The following is an 18,486-nucleotide window of genomic DNA, read 5'->3' as shown; positions in this document are numbered from 1 at the left end:
GGGGACGCTCGCGCTCAGCCCGGCGTGGCGCGGAAGAGGATGTCCCGGTAGTACTGGAGCTCCGCGATGCTGGAGCGCACGTCCGCCAGCGCGGTGTGCCCGGCGGGCGGCTTGCGGGGCTCGACGAGGTTCGGGTACCAGGCGCGCACGAGCACCTTGAGGCTCGTCACGTCCACCATGCGGTAATGGAGGTAGCGCTCCAGCATGGGCATGTAGCGGAAGAGGAAGCGCCGGTCCGTGTGGATGGAGTTGCCGGCGAGCACGCCCTCGCCCAGCGCGCAGTGCTCGGAGATGAGCGCGGTGATGTCGCGCTCGGCCACCCGCAGGGACGTGGTGGACGCGCGCACCTTGTCCAGCAGCCCGTTGCGGGTGTGCATCTCCCGGACGACGGGCTCCATGCGCAGGAGCACCTCCTCCGGCTGCCAGATGACACGGTCCATCTCCGCAATCGGCCGCAAATCCGGCCCGGTGATGACGACACCAATCTCAATAATGGCGCACGTCTCCGGGTCCAACCCCGTCATCTCCAGGTCCAACCAGACGAAGCGCTGCTCACGCGAAATCATGGGGCGACCCTACCAGTCCCGCGCCCGGGCGGGACCTTCATTCCTCCAGCACCGTCACGACATCCACCTCGGACTCCAGCGTCTGGTGCACCGGGCAGCGGTCCGCGATGGCCGTCAGGCTCGCGCGCTGCTCCTGCGTCAGGGGGCCCACCAGCTTCACGGAGCGCTTGAGCTGGTCCACCCGGCTCTTCTTCGTCTCGCACTCCGCGCAGTCCTTCGCGTACACCTTGTCGTGGCTCAGCCGCACGTGGACGTGCTCCAGCGGCCAGCCCTTGCGCTCCGCGTACATGCGCAGCGTCATGGCCGTACACGCTCCCAGTGCGGCCGTGAGCAGGCCATAGGGTGTGGGGCCCGAGTCCTCGCCGCCCACGCTCAGCGGCTCATCCGCGCGCAGCCGGTGCCGGCCCACGCGGACGTCCTGGGCGAAGCGGCCCTCGCCCGACTCGTGGACCTCCACCACGCCCGGGGGCAGCGGCGCCTCGCGCTCCGTCACCGGCGTCACGTGCCGACCGGCCCATGCGCCCAGCACATCGGCCGCGAAGCCCGCGTCCGCCTCGCGTGACAGGAAGTGGTCCGCGCCGTCCAGCAGCATCAGGCTGGCCGGGCGCCGCGCCGCCGCCACCAGTCGCCGCGCGTGCTCCAGCGCCACGTACCGGTCCTCCGGCGCTTGCAACACCAGCACCGCGCCTGGGAAGCCGCCCAGCGCCTGGGCCACCCGCGCCGGGGCGATGTCGTGCACGAAGCCGCGCAGCACGCGCAGCCGGCCGGGGCCCAGCGCCACCTCGCCCTCACCCGCCTCGCGCTCGGCGGCCGTCAGCCGCTCGAGGATGGGCTCCGGCCCGGAGGGCGCGTTCACCAGCACCAGCGCGGCGACCTCGGGCAGCCGGGGCAGCGCCGCCACCGCGGCCGTGCCTCCCAGGCTGTGCCCCAAGAGCAGGCGGGCCGGAGGGTAGCGCTCGCGCAGCCACGCCGCCGCCTCCACCACCGCGTCCACCGAGGGCACCGTGTCCGGCCGGGCCTCGGCGCCGTCGTCACCCGTGGGGGGCGCGGTGAAGTCGAGCTTCAGCACGGCGAAGCCCCGGGACACCAGCGCATGGCACAGCCGCGCCGGCCCGGGTGACTGGCCCAGGCACGCGAAGCACGACACCAGCACCGCGCTGGCCACGGGCCTTCCGGGTGGCAGCTCCAGCTTCGCCGTCACCGGACTTCCACCGCCGCCCCGCAGCTCCACCGCCCGGCTCCCCATGTGCTGCTCCTCTCACGCGTCTCGCTGGGGCCGGACCTCCACCTTGCACTCCGCCGTCCACCGCCCGTCCTCCGTCCTGCGCACCGTGGGCTCGACGAGCGACACGCCGCGCAGCCCCAGGGCGCCCTGGTGCCGCTCCGGGTCCAGGTGCTCGCCGTAGGCGAGGCCGAACAGGTGCCAGCCGTCCAGCCGCACCGCGAAGCAGCGGAAGCGCAGGCGCCGGGCGGCCATGTTGTGGACGATGGAGCGCAGCCAGTTCGCCAGCAGCGAGTCCAAATCATGCGCGTCGCACTCCACCTCCACCTCCTCGCGCACCTCCACCGCCGCCGGGTCCGCCACCAGCGCGCACAGCGCCACCGCGGCCTGCTCCAGCGCCTCGTCCGGCGTGCGGCCGTTGCCGCGCACCCGCTGCTCCGTGCCCCGGGTGAGGTGCTCCCAGTGGGGGGGCGCGGCCCCCGTTCCGGGCGCGAGTCCAGTCTCCATCGTTCCTCCTTCTTCGGTACTTCGTGGCGTGTCCGTGCCGCCCCGGGTGCCCAGGCTCATGCATGCACCTCCGGCCCGGCGGCGCCGAGGTAGCGGGTGAACCACTCCGCCGCCAGGCGCGACACCTCCTCCAGCGCGCCGGGCTCCTCGAAGAGGTGCGTGGCGCCGCGGATGATGCGGATGTCCTTCAGTCCCTCCAGCCGCGCCAGCGCGTCCTCGTTCATCTCCAGCACGCCGACGTCGTTGCCTCCGACGAGCAGCAGCGTGGGCGCCTGCACCCGCGCCAGCACCGGTCCGGCCAGGTCCGGCCGCCCGCCGCGAGACACCACCGCGTGGATGAGGTCCGGGTGCAGCGCCGCCGCCACCAGCGCCGCCGCCGCGCCCGTGCTGGAGCCGAAGTAGCCGAAGCGCAGCCCCGCCAGCTCGTCCTGCAGGCGCGCCCACTCCGTCACCGCCGCCAGCCGCCGCGCGAGGAAGGGAATGTCGAAGCGCAGCTCGCCGGTGCGCTCGTCGCGCGCCTCTTCTTCCTCGCTCAGCAGGTCGAACAGCAGCGTGCCCAGCCCCGCGTCACGCAGCGCTCGCGCCACGGCGCGGTTGCGCGGGCTGAAGCGGCTGCTGCCACTGCCGTGCGCGAAGATGACCAGCCCCCGCGCCCCGGGAGGCAGCCCCAGGCTGCCGCCCAGCTCCGTGCTCCCCGCCTCCACCTTCACCTCTCGTACGTCCGGGTCCGTGTGCCTCCCAGGCCTCATGTGTCCATGCCTCCTCGTCTCACATCCAGAAACCACCCGTGTCCGTGGACTCCAGCACCTCGCGCGGGAGCCCCGGCTCGCGCGCGCGCTCCAGCAACTGCCGCACGTCCGCGTCCGGCAGGGGGCGGAAGTCGTCGTAGGCCTCGGACACCGTGCGCAGGCCCTCCTGGGTGGACACGCAGTGCACCGCGTCCGCCAGGCCGCGCACCACGTCCAGCGCGTGCGGCGTGGCCACCCCGGCGCCCAGCACCAGCCGGCCTGGCCGCTGCCGCCGCAGGGCCTGGAGCGCGGCGGCGGCGGTGGAGCCCGTCACCAGCCCGTCGTCCACCAGCAACACCAGACAGCCGCCCAGGTCCGGAGTGGGCCGCCCGCGCAGCCGCTGCACCTGCTCCTCCAGCTCGACGGCCTCCTCGCGCGCCATGGAGCGCAGCTCCACCTCCGGCACCAGCTGGAGGGCCTCGGGGTCCAGGTACAGGCCGCCGCCCTCGGACACGGCGCCCAGCGTCGTCATCCTCCCTGGGATGCCCACCCGCCGTGCCACCCAGACGTCCAGGGGGGCCTCCAGGGCCCGTGCCACCTCGAAGGCCACGCGCAGCCCGCCGCGCGCCAGGCCCAGCACGCGCACGCCCGTGCTCCGGTAGGGCAATAGCCGCGTCGCCAGCTGGCGGCCCGCATCCGCTCGGTCCCGAAACCGCATGAGTCGTCCTCCACCTCCCAAGGTGAAGCACGCCGGGCCCGGGTGGCGGCGAAGGCACGGGCAGAGGCCCTCCCGCTGGATTGCCTCCGGGGGGAGCACCGGCCCCGCGCCCCGGGGCGGGAAGGCGCGCTAGGCTGGAGGGCATGGACCCTGTCCTCCTTGTAGGCACCGCCAGTCCCCACCTGGGCCGCGCCCTGGGCGCCGCGCTGGGCGTGGCTCCCTCCGACTGCCACTTCGAGCGCTTCCCGGATGGGGAGATGCACCTCGAGGTGCCGGCTTCGGTACGGGGCCGCACCGCTGTCATCGTGCAAGCCACCACGCCGCCCACCGGCGAGCACCTGCTGGAGCTGCTCCTCATGGCGGATGCGTGCTGGCGGGCCGGGGCCGCCCGGCTGGAGGCGGTGGTGCCGTACCTGGGCTACGCCCGTCAGGACCGGCGCGGGCGGCCGGGCGAGCCGCTGGGTGGACGGCTCGTGGCGGACCTGCTGTCGCAGGGGCGCTTCGCGCGGGTGCTGGTGGTGGACCTGCACAGCCCCGCGCTGGAGGGCTGCTTCGGCGCGCCGCTCGAGCACCTCACCGCGCTGCCGCTGCTGGCGGACGCGCTGCGGGCGAGCGTGACGGACACGTCGGTGGTGGTGGCGCCGGACCTGGGAGCGGTGAAGCGCGCGGAGGCGCTGGCGCGGCTCTTGGGCTGCCCGTGGGCGGTGATTCACAAGGTGCGGCTGAGCGGCGACGAGGTCCACGCCAGCGGGCTGATGGGCGAGGTGCGGGGCCGGCGGCCCATCCTGGTGGACGACATGGTGTCCACCGGCGGCACGCTGGCGGCGGCGGCGGGCACGCTGCGCGAGGCGGGCTGCGCGGAGGACTTCACGGTGGTGACGTCGCACGCGCTGCTCGTGGGCCCCGCCGTGGAGCGCCTGCGCACGCTGCCGCTGACGCGGCTGGTGAGCACCGACAGCGTGGAGCCGCACGCGGGACTGCCCTTCCCGCAGGAGGTGGTGACGCTCGCGCCGCTGGTGGCCCGCGCGCTGCGGCCGTGAGGGGTTTGCGGCGGTAGCGCGGCCGTGCACCCCGCAACGACAGAGGGGCGGAAGGCCGCCGAGCGCCCTCCACCCCTCCGCTAAAGCCAGACGTGTCCGGAACTCAGCCGACCTTCGCCTTGTACTCCTGCATCCACTGGAGCACCTGCTTGTGGTACAGCCCGCTGTCGTTCTCCGTCGGCGGCGCGTACTTGTTGATGAGGCCCTTGTAGTCGCCGCTGTCGATGAAGCCGCGGTACGCGGGGCCGCCGAGCAGCCGGAAGTAGGCCTCCACGCCGCTCTTCACGTCGGGGAAGTGCGCGAAGTTGCCGTTGGGCTTGCCGCCGAACTGCTTCTCCCACTCCGCGAAGCGCAGGTTGCCCGGGTTGTTGTTCTTCACGGCCGAGCCGGCCGTCATGAAGGACGCTTCCTTGCGGAACATGGCCAGCGCCAGCTCCGGGGGCACGTTGTACTTCTTCGACATCGCCACGATGTGGGCGCCCTGGCCGGCCAGGCCCGTGCCCTTGAGAATCTTGTCGATGTTCGCCGCCTTCGTCGCGTCCGAGCCCGTGGGCTTCGTCGGGCCGGTGACGGGGCCGGGGCCGCCCGGCTTCTCCGTGCCGCCCTTGCCGTTGAGCGCCTCGGTCATCGCCGTGCGCGTCTTCGGGCCGAAGATGCCGGAGTTGGGGCTGATGCCCTGGTCCTTCTGGAACTTCGCGACGGCCGCCTCCGTCTTCGGGCCGAAGATGCCCGGGCCGGTGTTCACCTGGGCCTGCGTCATGTAGCCCAGCTTGACGAGCGCGTTCTGCAGCTTGAGGACCTCGGGGCCCTCCGCCTCGCGCCGCAGGTTCGTCTTCGGGACGCTCACATTCCCCGTGGAGGGAGGCTTGGAAGGCGTGGTGGGCGGCTTCGTGGGCTCGGTGGGCGGCTTGCCGGTGGCCTTGCCGCTGTCGTTCACCCAGTACTCGGGCTGGGCGCCGCCGAAGCCGTCCTTGATGTGCTTGTTGTTGAAGTTCTTCCCGCCGGCCTGGGCCGAGGACGGCCCCTGCGACGTGACTTCACCGGGGCGCACCACCGCCACGTGGCCGATGCCGCGCGGGTTCTTCCACAGCGCGACGGAGGGGTGGCCCGCGTTGGCCATCTTCTGCGCCTCCTCGGGCGTCGCCTTCCGCCAGCCGTTGCGCTCCCCGTGCTTGTGCATCCAGTCCACGGTGGAGTTGGCGTTCATCTCCCGGCCCTTGCCCGGGGCGACGGAGTTGCCGTTGGTGTCCACCCAGTGGGGAATCTCCGCGCCCATGGCGCGCGTCACGTCCCACAGGAAGATGTTGCAGAAGGTGTCCCGGACGCCGTCGCCGCTGGAGTCACGCGGGGTGTAGCGCGGGTTCGAACCCACCCCGAACTGGTTGATGACCTGGTTGTAGGTGTCGGCGTTGCGGTTCTTCGGGTCACCCTTGAGCGGCGGGTTGGTGACCTGGGCGGCGTTCGTGTTGGTGGTGCCGGGAGCCGGCTTGCTGCCATCGAAGCGCGGAGGGGCCTCGGCCGTACGGAAGGAAGGGGCACTGGCGGTGGCGCTGCGGACGCTCATGGGCTGCCTCGCTAAAATCGGTATGCGGGATTGTCGCAGCTCAGGCGCGGAAGTTGCCATTCCCCCTCCTGCCCCCGGGGACTGGGCTAGGCTTCCGGGTCATGTCCGACACGTTGCTCACGAAGCTGGAGTCCGGGGTCCTCACCGTCACCTTCAACCGCCCCGAGAAGAAGAACGCCTTCACCGTCGCCATGTACGAGGCGGCCGCCAACGCGCTGCGGCAGGCCGAAGCCGACGCCAACGTCCGCGTGGTGCTGCTCACCGGAGCGGGTGGCGTCTTCACCGCGGGCAACGACATTGGCGACTTCATGGAGAACCCGCCCACGGGCGAGGACAGCGCGGTGTTCCGCTTCCTGCGCGCCCTGGTGGACGCGTCCAAGCCGGTGCTCGCGGCGGTGGACGGGCCGGCGGTGGGCATTGGCACGACGATGTTGCTGCACTGTGACTATGTCGTGGCCAGCGAGCGCGTGCGCTTCAACATGCCCTTCGTGCAGCTGGGGCTGTGCGCGGAAGGCGCGAGCAGCCTGCTGCTGCCGAGGATGGCGGGCACGGCGCTGGCCAGCGAGCTGCTGCTGTTCGGCGAGCCCTTCGACGCGGCCACCGCGCTGCGCGCGGGCATCGTCAACAAGGTGGTGCCGCCCGCCAACCTCCTGGAAGTGGCCACCGAGCGGGCAACCGCCCTGGCCTCCCGTCCCGCCGAGGCAGTGCGCGTGACGAAGCGCCTGGTGAGAGACCCGCTCCGCGCCGAGGTCCACGCCGCCCTGGTCCGCGAGGGCGCCGAGTTCGTCCAGCGCCTCCAGTCCACCGAGGCCCAGGAGGCCTTCATGGCCTTCATGGCCCGCGGAGCCAAGAAGTAGGCGCGGGTGGGATACAGGGCCCGGACGCCGGAAGCACGGCGCCGGGCCCTTCGTTCATCCGTGCCTCAGCGCGAGGTCGGCGCCTTCGGCGAGCGGGGAGCGCGCGGGTCGAGGAAGGACTGGATGCTCTGGGCCTGCGCCTCCTTCAGCGTGGTGCACTGGTCCACGCGCTCCAGCACCTGGGCGAGGATGCGAGGCCCGCCGGGGGCGCGCGCGCTGCGCTCGGTGAAGAAGTCGGCCACCTGCTGGCGCTGTTCCGCGCCGCAGAAGCCGGCGCCCACGAAGGACATGCGCGATGCGACCTCCACGGGCAGGAGCGCGTCGGGCGAGTCCCCCACCAGCTTCTCGTAGTTCTCCTTCACGAAGTCGAAGGCCACGCCCTGGGTCTTCGGGTTCTGCGAGGCGGCGTACAGCATGAACATCGACTCGCGCGGGTCCAGGTTCTTGTCGAACACCAGCGCCAGGCTCTGCTTCGCCAGCCCCGGGTCCGTGAAGCTGCCCAGCGCGCCGAGCAGCTGCTGCCGCGGCTTGCGCTCCTTCTCCGCGCGCACCGCGGTGGCGAGCTGCTGCTGGAAGGCCGCGTCCCCGTGGCCGGCGGCGATGGAGAGCACCGTGTCCACCATCTCCGGGGCCACCGCGCGCTTGTCCTTCAGCCACGCGCTCGCGAGCGCGCGCGCCTCGGCGACGAGCTTCGGGTCGGCGCCGTCCCGGCCGGCCAGCCGCACCAGCCGCGGGCGCAGCAGGCGCGTGTCCTCGTCCTCGCCCTTGCGCGGGGTGAAGCCGAGCTTGCGCGCGCGAGGGCCATACGTCTCGCGCAGGAAGCGGGCGCGCGCCTCCTGCTGCGCCTCCGGAACCAGCCGCGCGCTGGCCAGCTCCAGCAGCTCCAGCGAGGCCTCGGTGATGATGCGGTCCGGGTCATTGGCCGTGCGGGCCGCCAGCGCCAGCGCCTCTCCGGCGGGCAGCGCGCCCGCCATGGCCAGCGCGCGCACGTCGCCGAGCAGCGCCACGCGCTCGGCGCGCGACAGCTTGTCCAGGCCCGACTTCGTGAGCTTCGCCGCCGCCTCGCCGGTGAGCTGCATGCGGAAGTAGCCCGCGCCCTCCGCGTTGGGGAACACCCAGGCCGGGCACGTCTTCGCGTCCGTCAGCGCCAGCTCCGTGCGCTCGCCCTCCATGAGGGTGCACGCGCGGGACTCCTTCTTGCCCACCGGGTAGTCCACGCACACCGGCACGCGCCAGGACTGCGGGCCCGGCGACTTCGTGCCCAGCCGCAGGTAGCGCTGCTGGGTGAGCACCACCTTCGCGCCCTGCGCGCCGCACTCCAGCGACGCGGTGACGAGCGGCGCGCCGCCCTGGTCCAGGAAGGTGCCCATCATCCCCGTCACGTCCTTGCCGGACTCCGCGTCCAGGGCGTCCAGGAAGTCCTTCGCGGTGGCGTTGCCGTGCGCGTGCTGGCGCAGGTGGCGCTGGATGCCCTTGCGGAACACCTCGCGGCCCAGCCACTCCTCCGTCATGGAGAGCACCGAGGAGCCCTTGCCGTAGGTAATCCCGTCGAAGGAGTTGAGGATGTCGTTGGCGCTCTCAATCGGCTGGCGGATGCGGCGCGCGGACAGGAGGCTGTCGGCGTCCAGGGCCTGGCTGCGGTCATCCACGCGCTCCACCGGTGCGTCCCACGCGGGCCGCCACGTCTCCACGATTCGCGGCGTCATCCACGTGGCGAAGGCCTCGTTGAGCCAGAGGTCGTCCCACCACGCCATGGTGACGAGGTTGCCGAACCACTGGTGCGCCAATTCGTGCACCTGCGTGCGGGCGAAGCCGCGCTGGCGGCCCAGCGTGTCCTCCTCCGGCTTGGAGAGGAGGAGGCGCGAGTTGAACGTCACCAGGCCCGGGTGCTCCATGGCGCCGCCGAGCAGCGGCACGGCGATGACGTCCAGCTTCTCGTACGCGTAGGGAATGCCGAAGTAGTCCTCCAGCGCGGCGAGGAGTTGCGGCGTCGTCTCGGCGGCGTAGGCGCCCTCGGCGGCTCGGCCGCGCGGGGTGATGATGCGCGTCTTCACCTTCTTCTGACCGGAGTCCGCGGCCGGGAGGAAGTCGAAGGGCCCCACGCCGAAGGCGATGAGGTAGCTGGGGAGCGGCTGCGTGCGCGCGAAGCGGAAGGTGCGGCCGCCGTCCGGGCGGGCCTCCTCGGACTCCTGCGGCGTGTTGGTGACGACCACGTTGCCGGCGGGCACGTTGAAGGTGAGCTGCCAGGGCACCTTGAAGCCGGGCTCGTCGAAGGAGGGGAAGACGCGGCGGGCGTCGATGGGCTCGAACTGGGTGTAGATGTACCAGTCACCGCCCTCGTTGACGCGGAAGGCGCCGTCCGTCTCCTTCTCGGAGGCGATGCCCTCGTACACGACGTGCAGCTTCGCGGTGCCGAAGGCCAGCGGCTTCTCCATCGCGAAGCCGAGGAAGTCGGTGCCGCCCTTCACGGGCTTCGCGGCGACGGTGGCACCCGACTGGGTGAAGGTGGCCTCCTTCACGGTGAGGCTCTTGCCGTGGAGCCACACGACGGAGGTGGGCTTCACCACCTCCAGGTTGATGTCGGCGACGCCCTGGAAGGCGGAGACCTTCGGGTCCAGGGTGAGCTCCACCGCGTAGCCGGTGGGGCGCACGTCGCCGGGGAGGCGCAGGTCGGGCGGGGTGGGAGCAGGGGCCGCGGCCTGCGGGGCCGCGGCGGCGGCGGCGGGCGGCTCGGCGGGGGGACTCTGCCGGGCGCCGCACGCGCTGAGGAGGGTGACGACGGCCAGGGCCGCCGGACGGAGCAGGTTGGGCATGGCGCGCAGTGTGTCCCATGGCGGGCAGGCGAGGTAGCGCGGAGCGAGGGTGTGTGCTCTTGCCGTCACGGCGGCTTCAGGGTGGAGTGCCGCCCGTGTCCCAGACCGCCCCCGTCCCCCAGGCCCCACTGCCCGTGAAGCCGAAGCACTCCGCCGAGCACCTCCTCCGCATCGTCGGCACGCCACCCGGCAGGGTGGTGGGCTTCCTCACGCGCTTCGTGTGGGCGTTCATCACCTGGCTGTCGCCGGAGTCGCGTGACGCACTGGCCCGCTTCGTGGGCAACCTGGCCTACACGCTGGGCATCCGCCGCCGCGTGGCGATGGAGAACCTGGCCATGGCGATGCCGGAGAAGAGCGAGGCGGAGCGGCGGGAAATCGCGCGCGGGGCCTACATCAACATGTCGCGCGTGGTGATTGAGTCGCTGCCCGGCGGCGACCGGCTGCCAGCGGACTGGGCCGAGCAGGGCGTGGAGGGCGGGGAGGCGTGGGAGGCACTGAAGGCGCACGTGGCCACGGGCCAGGGCGCGCTGATGGTGACGGCGCACTTCGGCAACTGGGAATTGCTGGGGGACATGCTCATCCGCTGGGGCATTCCGCTGGACGCGCTGGTGCGGCCGCTGAAGGGTGCGCTCAACACGCGCATCGCGGTGAACCGCGTGGGCTGCGGCGCGGGGCTCATCTACCCGCGCGGAGCCATCCAGGAAATCATCGCCGCGGTGAAGCGGGGCGAGTCCCCGTTCATGCTGCTGGACCAGGCGCTGCCGGCGAAGGCGGCCGTGTTCGTGCCCTTCTTCGGGAAGCTGGCGTCCACGACGCCGGCCATGGCGGTGGCGGCGAAGCGCACGGGCGCGCCGGTGTTCGTGGTGATGGGCGTGCGCAACGGGCGCGGCGGGGCGCGGTTGAGGCTCGAGGTGGAGGGGCCGATTCTTCCGCCCGCGCCGGGTGAGTCGGAAGACCCGCTCACGGAGCACACCGCGCGGGTGACGGCCGCCATGGAGCGCTGCATCCGGAAGTATCCGGAGCAGTGGATGTGGCTGCACCGGCGGTGGAAGTACCAGCCGGAGCCGGCGGTGGCGCCGGGCAGCGCGGCGGCGGCGCTCGAAGCGAAGGGCTGAGCGCGGGCTACCAGCGGTGGTCGCCGAAGAGGCAGTCGGCGAGGGTTACCTCGCCGAATCCGGTCGTACCCACTTGAAGGTCTGGCACGGGAATGGAGAGCACATCCTGGGCCAGCCGCGTGGTTCCGAACGCTTCGATGCCGAGGGTCTCCAGCTTCTCCGCGAACGGCTGGAACTCCGCGGGGAGCGGCGGCTGGTAGGTGATGACCTCTGAGCTGCCGCCCATGTGCTTGCTGTGGTCCGCATAGATGATGTGCACGGGCGCCAGGATGCAGACCATCAGCACCACCTCCTTGTGCTCCGGAGCGCCAACGGGATAGTCCGGCAGCGTCAACCGAACTGAATAGGCAGGGTCGTAGCGGATGTTGGGATAGTCCCACACGCTGCACTCCGGCAGTTCCCTCTCGACGCGGTCGAGGAAAGCGTTCCACGCAGTGGCGTCGTCCACGGCAGCGCGCCGGAGCTTGTCGAGCCGCTTGAACTCCTCTGTTGATTCGTATCGCGGCTCATACTCAGAGATGCCTGCCGGGTAGTACCGATGGACAAGTCGGAGGAGGGACTCTGCGGTGAGGGGCTGGCTCATGAGGATGACTCCCTGCTTGCTCGAAGATAGGCACGCGTGAGGCCAGTGGCGATGCGGACTGACGCAGAGACACTCGGCTACTCGGGCACGAACTTCGTTTGAGGAATCCCGGGCTCGATGAAGCGACGGACCCTGACTCCTGGAACCTTCGTCTCCAAGAGGCTGCGCATGTGAGCCAGGAACAGCAGACAGAGTTCAGCGCTTGTTGCCGGCCGCCTGCCCAGGGCAAGACGGGCGGCCTCATCAGCTGCCATGGCTGCCGCCCCTTGAGCGACGACGTCGGAGACAATCCCCTTCTTGTTCTTGAGAGGGACGCCTATCTCGACATCACACTGCGCCTGGACGGGTTGGGTGTGCGAAACACGAGTGAGGGTGATGGTGGTCTGCGCAACCTTCCATCCTCCGCCTCCACGACCGCTCCGGGAAACCACCTCGTGGAACTGGAACGCAGCAGGAGGAATCCGCCCGGCAACGCCGGCCGCGCAGCCTGAGCCCAGCGCGCCGAGCACACACCACCCAAGCAGCAGCGTCAGAACGGCGGCACAAGGTCGCATGCGCCCTCCCGGCCGGTATCGCCACCGGCCCGGGGCACAGCATCACCCGGTTCCGCACCCCGCGCCCTACCCTCTGGCTCTCGCGTCAGCGGGCGTGTCCGCGGAGCAACATCCCCAACCTACTCCACCACCACCCGCTTCAGGTGCGAGCCCAGCCGCGTGACGACTTCGTAGTGAATCGTCTGCGCCCAGCTCGCCAGCGACTCCGCGGACACAGCCTCCTCGCCGTCCTTGCCGAGCAGCGTCGCCGTCACGGGACGCTCGTCGGACGTGGCGCGCGTCACGTCGACAATCAGGTGGTTCATCATCACCCGGCCCAGCACCGGGCACCGCCGCCCGTTCACCAGCACGTGCGCCTTGCCTGACGCCAGCCTCGGGTAGCCGTCGTAGTACCCCACCGGCAGCACGGCGATGCGCGTGGGCTCCGGGCACCGGTACGTGCAGCCGTAGCCCACGTAGCTGCCCGCCGGCAGCCACTTCACCACCTGGCTGCGGCACTTCCACGTCAGCACCGGCTTGAGCACCGGCACCTCGCCCAGCACCAGCCGCGCCGACAGCCGCGTCTCCGGCGAGGGCCACAGCCCATACAGCGAAATCCCCACCCGCAGCGCCTCGTAGCGCGCCCTCGGCAGCACCAGCGTCGCGGCGCTCGCGGCGATGTGCCGCTGCAGCGGCTTCGCCGGCTTCAACTGCGACTCCAGGAACGCCAACCCCGACTCGAACGCGTCCACCTGCGCCAGCGCGTACCCCTGCTCCGTCACGTCCTCCGTGTTCGCGAAGTGGCTCAGCGCCCCCACCACCTCGAGCACGTCCCGCGACTCCACCAGGAAGTGCGACTCGCGCGGCAGCACGTCCAGCGTGAAGCCCTCGCGCCCCAGGCCCGTGTCGATGTGCACGTGCACCCGCAGCGGCTTCTCCAGCTTCGCCGCGCGCAGCACCGGCACCGCGTCCGCCCAGCCACGGTCCGCCACCACCACCTCCACGCCCTCGCGCGCCAGCACCACCGCCTCGCGCGGCCCCACCGCCCCCAACACCACCACCTGCCGCGGCGGCAGCCCGTGCGCCCGCTCGTGCTCGCGCACCTTCAGCGCGTCCTGCGGGGCGATGAAGTAGAGGACGTCCACCTGCCCGTGCACCAGCGGCAGCACCTGCGCCAGCCCGTGCCCGTACGCGTTGCCCTTCAGCACCACGCCCAGGCAGCGCGGCGGAGCCCCCTGCCCCTCCAGGGCCCGGAACACCGCCACGTTGTGCTTCAGCGCCGACGCGCTCAGCTCCAACCACGAGGCATGGGCCGCGTCTCCCGGCCCACCACCGATTGACTCCAACTCCACGTCCACCTCCACTTCCGCGTCCCTTACCAGCAATGCGCGGGCCAGGGGGTGTGCGGCACCCCGGCCACACGCGCCCGCGCGCGGGGCAGGCGGACGGGAGCCGGCGTGGGCTCCACTGCGCCCGCCCCCCACACCGGACTCCCTCCTCTGAAGGCCGCTGGGGAGGCGTGCAAGCACTTCACAGCGAAACGGTTGAAACCGGATTTCAGATGGGGGTGGTATCTTCCCGGCCGTGTCCACACCGGACGTTTCCCTGGCCCAGGCCTTCGTGGCGGCGCGCGGAGGCACCCTGCCTCCGGAGGCGCTGTCCTCCTTGCAGGAGCGACTGACGCGCGTGCTGCAGTCCGCGCGCGCGTCGTGGCCCGACGTGGCGCTGGAAGGCCCGCGCTTCGTCGGCCACCTGGCGCGGCTGCTCGCCGGAGAGGCCCCTCCCGAGGACGTGGAGAAGCTCAACCTCCCGGACGTGTACCTCGCCCGCGCGGCGGCGGACGGGCTGCCCTCCGCGCTCCAGGCCTTCGAGGCGCGCTTCCTCCCCGAAGTCGACGCGGCGGTGGCGCGGCTGAAGCTGCCTCCGTCCGGCCTGGACGAGGTGCGCCAATTGCTGCGCCAGCGCATGCTCGTGGGCAGCGCGGACGCGCCCGCCCGGCTGGCCGCCTACCCGGGCACCGGCCCGCTGAGCGGCTGGGTGCGCGCGGCGGCGCTCTGGCTCGCCCTCGACTGGCAGCGCCAGCGCAGCGGGCAGATACAGGCGGATGACGCGGACCTGTCCGTCCTCATGGCGCCCGGGGACGACCCGGAGCTGGCGTACCTCAAGAACACGTACCGTGCCGAGTTCAACGCGTCCTTCGCCGCGGCGCTCGCGGCCCTGGAGCCACGCCAGCGCAACTTCCTGCGCCTGAAGTACCTGGACGGGCTGAGCATCGACCAGCTCGGCGCGCTGTACGGCGTGCACCGCTCCACGGCGGCGCGCTGGGTGGTGGGCGCGCAGGAGGCGCTGCTCCTGGAAACGCGAAAGCTGCTCACCGAGCGGCTGCGCCTCACCCGCTCGCAGCTCGACAGCGTGCTGCGCCTCATCTCCAGCCAGCTCGACGTGAGCCTCAGCCGCCTGCTGCGCTCGCGGCTGGACTGACGAAAGCCCCTCGCCGTGGCCTGTCTGGACGAGAGCACCTTCGTCGAGCTGCTGGTGGGCGGCCTGCCTCCCGCGCGCGCCGCGGAGGTGGATGCGCACCTGGACACGTGCGCCTCGTGCCGGCGCCTCGTCGCGGACGGCCTGCGCGCGCAGACGCCCGACGAGGGCCTGCCCGGCGAAATCACCGCGCTGACGCCGCCCCGCCCCGCCCGCGCCGAGGAGGCGCTGCTGGAGAAGGGCACCGCCGTGGGCCGCTACCTCGTGCTGGAGCGGCTGGGCGCCGGAGGCATGGGCGTCGTCTACAGCGCGTATGACCCGGAGCTGGACCGGCGCGTGGCCCTCAAGCTGCTGCGCGCGGGCGTGCTGGGCCTGGAGGCGGAGGAAGGCCGCGCCCACCTGCTGCGCGAGGCCCAGGCCATGGCCCGCGTGTCGCACCCGCACGTGGTGCCCGTCTACGACGTGGGCACCTTCGGCGAGCACATCTTCCTGGCCATGGAGCTGGTGGAGGCGCAGACGCTGCGCCAGTGGCTGAAGGCCGCGGCGCGCCCGTGGCGCCAGGTGCTCTCCCTCTTCCTGGACGCGGGCCGGGGGCTGGCCGCGGCGCACGCGGCGGGCGTGGTGCACGGCGACTTCAAGCCGGAGAACCTCCTCGTCGGCCGAGACGGCCGCGTGCGCGTCACCGACTTCGGCCTCGCGCGCAGCGCCAACCCGCCAGGCGCGGAGACGCCCGGCACGCCCGTGGCGGGCGGCACGCCCGCGTACATGGCGCCGGAGCAGCTGGACCCGGACGCGCATCCGGACGCGCGCAGCGACCAGTTCGCCTTCTGCGTGGCGCTGTACGAGGCGCTCCATGGCGAGCGCCCCTTCCCCGCGTCCACGGTGCGCGAGCTGCTTGCGGACATTCGCGCCGGGCGGGTGAAGCCCGCGCCCCGGGGCTCGCCGGTGCCTCCGTGGCTGCGGCGCGTGGTGGTGCGGGGCCTGTCCGTCAGCCCCATGGACCGGCATGGCTCCATGGAGGCGCTGCTCGCCGCGCTCCAGCATGACCCGGCGGCGCGCTGGACGCGGCGGCTCCAGGTGGCCGGCAGCGTGGCGCTGCTGCTGGCGGCGGTGGGCATCACCCACGCGGTGCACTCGCGCCGCGAGCAGGTCTGCGCGGGCGCGGAGGAGTCGCTCGCCACGGTGTGGGGGCCGGCGCAGCAGGCGTCCATCGAGTCCGCCTTCCTCGCCACGGGCAAGCCCTTCGCGGCGGCGGCGTGGAAGCGCGTGCGCCGCACGCTGGACGTGTACACCGCCGAGTGGGTGACGACGCGCACCACGGCCTGCGAGGCCACGCGCGTGCGGCGAGAGCAGCCCGAGGAGGTGCTCGCCCGGCGCATGCACTGCCTGGACGGCCGGCTCGCGGAAGTCGCCGCCCTCACGCAGCTCTTCGCCCGCGCCGACGCGGGCACCGTGGAACTGGCCGCGCGCGCCGCCGAGGCGCTGCCCCCCCTGCAGCGCTGCTCGGACCTGTCGGCGCTGGCGGCGCGCGAGCCCGAGCCCGTGGACGCCGAGGCCCGCGCCCGGACGGAGGCGCTGCGCCAGACGCTGGTCCGGGCCCGCGCGCTGAAGGCGGCCGGCAAGTACACCGAGGCGGTGGCGCTGCTGGAGCCCCTGGCGAAGACGGCGAAGGACACGGGAGACCGCTACGGCGCCGCGGACGTGCTGCTGCTGCTGGGCGAGCTGCGCGAGGACGCTGGCGACTCGCGCAAGGCGGAGACGACGCTCTTCGAGGCGGTGTGGGCCGCGGAGGCCGGACGCAACGACGTGGCGGCCGCGCGCGCGTGGACGGAGCTGGTGCGCATCTCCGGCGAGGTGCTGGAGCAGCACGCCCTCGCGTGGCGCTGGAGCGAGCGCGCCGAGGCGGCGATTGAGCGACTGGGCGGAGACGCGGTGCTGAGCGCGCACCTCCAGGTCCGCACGGGCGCGCTCCTCTTCGTACAGGGCCGCTACAAGGAGGCCGCCGAGCAGCAGGAGGCGGCGCTCGCGCGGCTGGAGCAGACGTATGGGCTGGACAGCCTGGAGGCGACGGACGTCCGGCTGGGGCTCGGCGCCACGCGCCTGGCCCAGCACCGCCCCGAGGAGGGGCTGAAGCTCTTCGAGCAGGCGCTGGAGACGCGGCGCCAGTCGCTGGGCCCGGACCACCCCGACGTGGCGCGCGCCCAGCTGGACGTGGCCTATGTCCACTGGCGGCAGCGCAACCATGCGCAGGTGGAGGAGCTGTCGCGCAAGGCGCTGGCCGTGTTCGAGCGAGCGCTGGGCCCCGGGCACCCCGCGGTGGCCTCCGCGCTCAACATGCTGGCGGCCGTCGTGGAGCGCCTGGGCCGGGGCGAGGAGGCCCTGCGTCTGCAGGAGCGCGCGCTGGACATCACCATCCAGGCGGAGGGCCTGGAGAGCGCCGGCACGCAAATCACCATGGGCAACCTGGCCACGCTGCTGGCGCGGATGGGGCGCCACGAGGAGGCCCTCTCTCGCTACAAGTCCACCATCGCCCCCCTGGAGCAGCGGCTCGGGCCCCAGCACCCCTTCCTGGCGCTGGCCATTCGCGCGTGCGGCAACATCCACACGGACCTGAAGCGCTACAAGGAGGCCCTGCCCTACCTGCAGCGCGCGCGGACCATCCTCGAGTCGCGCCAGGATGACCCGTATGGCTACCTGACGGGCACGTGGATTGACCTGGGCCGCGTGTGGATGGAGCTGAAGCAGCCTCGCAAGGCCGCCGAGGTGCTGGAGCGGGCGGTGGCGGGCCGGCCGGACTCGAAGCAGACGCCAGGGGAGCGGGCCTACTCCCGCTTCTACCTCGCCCAGGCGCTGTGGGATGGGAACCTGGACCGGCCCCGCGCCCTGCAGCTGGCCGGGGAGGCGCGGGAGATGTTCGCCGGCATGGGAGAGCGCTACGTGAAGCCGCTGGCCCAGCTGGACGCGTGGCGGGCCCGCCTGCCCCTGCCAGCCCAGGTCCCCGCCGCCAGCGCCCGTTAGTCCACACGGCGGATGACGAAAGCCGTGCGGTGGGGTTCCCGCACATGGGTAAAGCGCATTAAAGGAGGAGCGGGATGCGAACGCTCTTCATCGGGGACGTACACGGGTGCGTGGAGGAGCTGGAAGCCCTGCTCGCCGAGTGCGGCTGGCAGCCGGGCGACCGCGTGGTGCTGGTGGGCGACCTGGTGGCGAAGGGGCCGGACTCGGCGGGCGTGGTGCGCCGGGCCCGCGAGCGCGGCTTCCTCGCGGTGCGGGGCAACCATGACGCGCACGTGCTGCGCTGGCACGCGGGCCGGGGGCCCAAGGGCAAGAAGCTCAAGCCCGAGCACCAGCACGTGCTGGACACGCTGTGCGCCGAGGACTGGGCGTGGCTGGAGGCCCAGCCGCTCTACCGGCGCTTCCCGGAGCTGAACGTGGTGGCCGTGCACGGCGGGCTGGTGCCGGGCGTGCCGCTGGAACATCAGAAGGAAGACGAGCTGCTCAACCTGCGCAGCATCACCGCGGAAGGCACGCCCTCCAAGCGCGTGGACGGCGGTGAGCCGTGGGGCAGCCACTGGAAGGGGCCGGAGCTGGTCATCTTCGGCCATGACGCCATGCGCGGGATTCAGCGGCACCCGCATGCGCTGGGCCTGGACTCGGGCTGCGTGTACGGCGGCCGGCTGTCGGCGTACGTGCTGCCGGAGGGCCGCCTCGTGTCGGTGCTGGCGAAGCGCGCCTACGTGGACGTCGACTCCTCGGGGTGAG

At 72.4% G+C, this 18,486-nt stretch carries 16 protein-coding genes; 6 read left to right on the top strand and 10 right to left on the bottom strand.

What is annotated here, in order from left to right; genetic code table 11:
* Positions 1–14 precede the first annotated feature (14 nt).
* Genes orn through G4D85_RS49430 form a run of 5 tightly spaced genes read right to left on the bottom strand, consistent with a single transcriptional unit; the run spans position 15 to position 3,741 of the window.
* Positions 15–566, bottom strand: a complete 552-nt coding sequence (gene orn / locus G4D85_RS14840; protein ID WP_164012336.1) for an oligoribonuclease — start codon at positions 564–566, stop codon at positions 15–17.
* Positions 567–603: 37 nt separating this feature from the next.
* The gene (locus tag G4D85_RS14835; RefSeq protein WP_164012334.1) at positions 604–1,812 is read right to left on the bottom strand and encodes an alpha/beta fold hydrolase; all 1,209 of its coding nucleotides are present in this window, start codon (positions 1,810–1,812) and stop codon (positions 604–606) included.
* A gap of 12 nt (positions 1,813–1,824) precedes the next feature.
* Entirely contained in the window at positions 1,825–2,295 is a 471-nt protein-coding gene (locus G4D85_RS14830) for an archease (protein ID WP_240359273.1), read from the bottom strand.
* A 56-nt stretch (positions 2,296–2,351) separates the two neighbouring features.
* Positions 2,352–3,044 carry a dienelactone hydrolase family protein gene (locus G4D85_RS49435; protein WP_240359272.1) on the bottom strand — a complete coding sequence of 231 codons (693 nt, stop codon included), beginning with the start codon at positions 3,042–3,044 and terminating at the stop codon, positions 2,352–2,354.
* 19 nt (positions 3,045–3,063) lie between these two features.
* On the bottom strand, positions 3,064–3,741 hold the full coding sequence (locus tag G4D85_RS49430; RefSeq protein ID WP_240359271.1) for a phosphoribosyltransferase: 678 nt from the start codon (positions 3,739–3,741) through the stop codon (positions 3,064–3,066).
* A 134-nt stretch (positions 3,742–3,875) separates the two neighbouring features.
* Between G4D85_RS49430 and G4D85_RS14820 the strand changes: the two genes are divergently transcribed.
* The gene (locus G4D85_RS14820) at positions 3,876–4,781 is read left to right on the top strand and encodes a ribose-phosphate diphosphokinase (protein WP_164012771.1); all 906 of its coding nucleotides are present in this window, start codon (positions 3,876–3,878) and stop codon (positions 4,779–4,781) included.
* 103 nt (positions 4,782–4,884) lie between these two features.
* On the opposite strand, the gene G4D85_RS14815 is transcribed toward G4D85_RS14820, so the two are convergent.
* Complete coding sequence (locus G4D85_RS14815) at positions 4,885–6,345, bottom strand: peptidoglycan-binding protein (protein WP_164012330.1); 1,461 nt, start codon at positions 6,343–6,345, stop codon at positions 4,885–4,887.
* Positions 6,346–6,446: 101 nt separating this feature from the next.
* Here G4D85_RS14815 and G4D85_RS14810 point away from each other — a divergent pair, with 101 nt between their 5' ends.
* Positions 6,447–7,202, top strand: coding sequence for an enoyl-CoA hydratase (locus G4D85_RS14810; RefSeq protein ID WP_164012328.1), 756 nt, complete (start codon positions 6,447–6,449; stop codon positions 7,200–7,202).
* A 65-nt stretch (positions 7,203–7,267) separates the two neighbouring features.
* Here the strand turns inward: G4D85_RS14810 and G4D85_RS14805 are convergent, their stop codons facing one another.
* Complete coding sequence (locus G4D85_RS14805; protein WP_164012326.1) at positions 7,268–10,015, bottom strand: M1 family metallopeptidase; 2,748 nt, start codon at positions 10,013–10,015, stop codon at positions 7,268–7,270.
* 95 nt (positions 10,016–10,110) lie between these two features.
* Between G4D85_RS14805 and G4D85_RS14800 the strand changes: the two genes are divergently transcribed.
* Positions 10,111–11,130 (top strand): lysophospholipid acyltransferase family protein, encoded by a 1,020-nt coding sequence (locus tag G4D85_RS14800; protein WP_476705373.1) that lies wholly within the window; start codon positions 10,111–10,113, stop codon positions 11,128–11,130.
* Between the two features lie 7 nt (positions 11,131–11,137).
* On the opposite strand, the gene G4D85_RS14795 is transcribed toward G4D85_RS14800, so the two are convergent.
* The 3 genes from G4D85_RS14795 to alr form a co-directional block, all read right to left on the bottom strand.
* Complete coding sequence (locus tag G4D85_RS14795) at positions 11,138–11,713, bottom strand: hypothetical protein (protein ID WP_164012323.1); 576 nt, start codon at positions 11,711–11,713, stop codon at positions 11,138–11,140.
* A gap of 77 nt (positions 11,714–11,790) precedes the next feature.
* The gene (locus G4D85_RS14790; RefSeq protein WP_164012321.1) at positions 11,791–12,267 is read right to left on the bottom strand and encodes a hypothetical protein; all 477 of its coding nucleotides are present in this window, start codon (positions 12,265–12,267) and stop codon (positions 11,791–11,793) included.
* A gap of 119 nt (positions 12,268–12,386) precedes the next feature.
* A complete protein-coding gene (alr, locus tag G4D85_RS14785; RefSeq protein WP_420821707.1) occupies positions 12,387–13,598 on the bottom strand; it encodes an alanine racemase in 1,212 nt (403 codons plus the stop codon).
* 232 nt (positions 13,599–13,830) lie between these two features.
* Here alr and G4D85_RS14780 point away from each other — a divergent pair, with 232 nt between their 5' ends.
* The 3 genes from G4D85_RS14780 (at position 13,831) to G4D85_RS14770 (ending at position 18,485) form a co-directional block, all read left to right on the top strand.
* Positions 13,831–14,727 (top strand): sigma-70 family RNA polymerase sigma factor, encoded by an 897-nt coding sequence (locus tag G4D85_RS14780; RefSeq protein WP_240359270.1) that lies wholly within the window; start codon positions 13,831–13,833, stop codon positions 14,725–14,727.
* A 15-nt stretch (positions 14,728–14,742) separates the two neighbouring features.
* On the top strand, positions 14,743–17,742 hold the full coding sequence (locus G4D85_RS14775) for a tetratricopeptide repeat protein (RefSeq protein WP_164012319.1): 3,000 nt from the start codon (positions 14,743–14,745) through the stop codon (positions 17,740–17,742).
* A gap of 74 nt (positions 17,743–17,816) precedes the next feature.
* Positions 17,817–18,485 (top strand): metallophosphoesterase, encoded by a 669-nt coding sequence (locus G4D85_RS14770; protein WP_164012317.1) that lies wholly within the window; start codon positions 17,817–17,819, stop codon positions 18,483–18,485.
* The last annotated feature ends 1 nt before the right edge of the window (position 18,486 follow it).

Source organism: Pyxidicoccus trucidator (genome assembly GCF_010894435.1).
Taxonomy (GTDB): Bacteria; Myxococcota; Myxococcia; order Myxococcales; family Myxococcaceae; genus Myxococcus; species Myxococcus trucidator.
This window is presented reverse-complemented; position numbering and strand designations above follow the sequence as displayed.

Excerpts from the sequence above, each read along its gene's own strand:
- orn (WP_164012336.1), bottom strand. The coding sequence starts at position 566 with ATGATTTCGCGTGAGCAGCGCTTCGTCTGGTTGGACCTGGAGATGACG.
- G4D85_RS14835 (WP_164012334.1), bottom strand. The coding sequence starts at position 1,812 with ATGGGGAGCCGGGCGGTGGAGCTGCGGGGCGGCGGTGGAAGTCCGGTG.
- G4D85_RS14830 (WP_240359273.1), bottom strand. The coding sequence starts at position 2,295 with ATGGAGACTGGACTCGCGCCCGGAACGGGGGCCGCGCCCCCCCACTGG.
- G4D85_RS49435 (WP_240359272.1), bottom strand. The coding sequence starts at position 3,044 with ATGAGGCCTGGGAGGCACACGGACCCGGACGTACGAGAGGTGAAGGTG.
- G4D85_RS49430 (WP_240359271.1), bottom strand. The coding sequence starts at position 3,741 with ATGCGGTTTCGGGACCGAGCGGATGCGGGCCGCCAGCTGGCGACGCGG.
- G4D85_RS14815 (WP_164012330.1), bottom strand. The coding sequence starts at position 6,345 with ATGAGCGTCCGCAGCGCCACCGCCAGTGCCCCTTCCTTCCGTACGGCC.
- G4D85_RS14810 (WP_164012328.1), top strand. The coding sequence starts at position 6,447 with ATGTCCGACACGTTGCTCACGAAGCTGGAGTCCGGGGTCCTCACCGTC.
- G4D85_RS14805 (WP_164012326.1), bottom strand. The coding sequence starts at position 10,015 with ATGCCCAACCTGCTCCGTCCGGCGGCCCTGGCCGTCGTCACCCTCCTC.
- G4D85_RS14795 (WP_164012323.1), bottom strand. The coding sequence starts at position 11,713 with ATGAGCCAGCCCCTCACCGCAGAGTCCCTCCTCCGACTTGTCCATCGG.
- G4D85_RS14790 (WP_164012321.1), bottom strand. The coding sequence starts at position 12,267 with ATGCGACCTTGTGCCGCCGTTCTGACGCTGCTGCTTGGGTGGTGTGTG.
- G4D85_RS14770 (WP_164012317.1), top strand. The coding sequence starts at position 17,817 with ATGCGAACGCTCTTCATCGGGGACGTACACGGGTGCGTGGAGGAGCTG.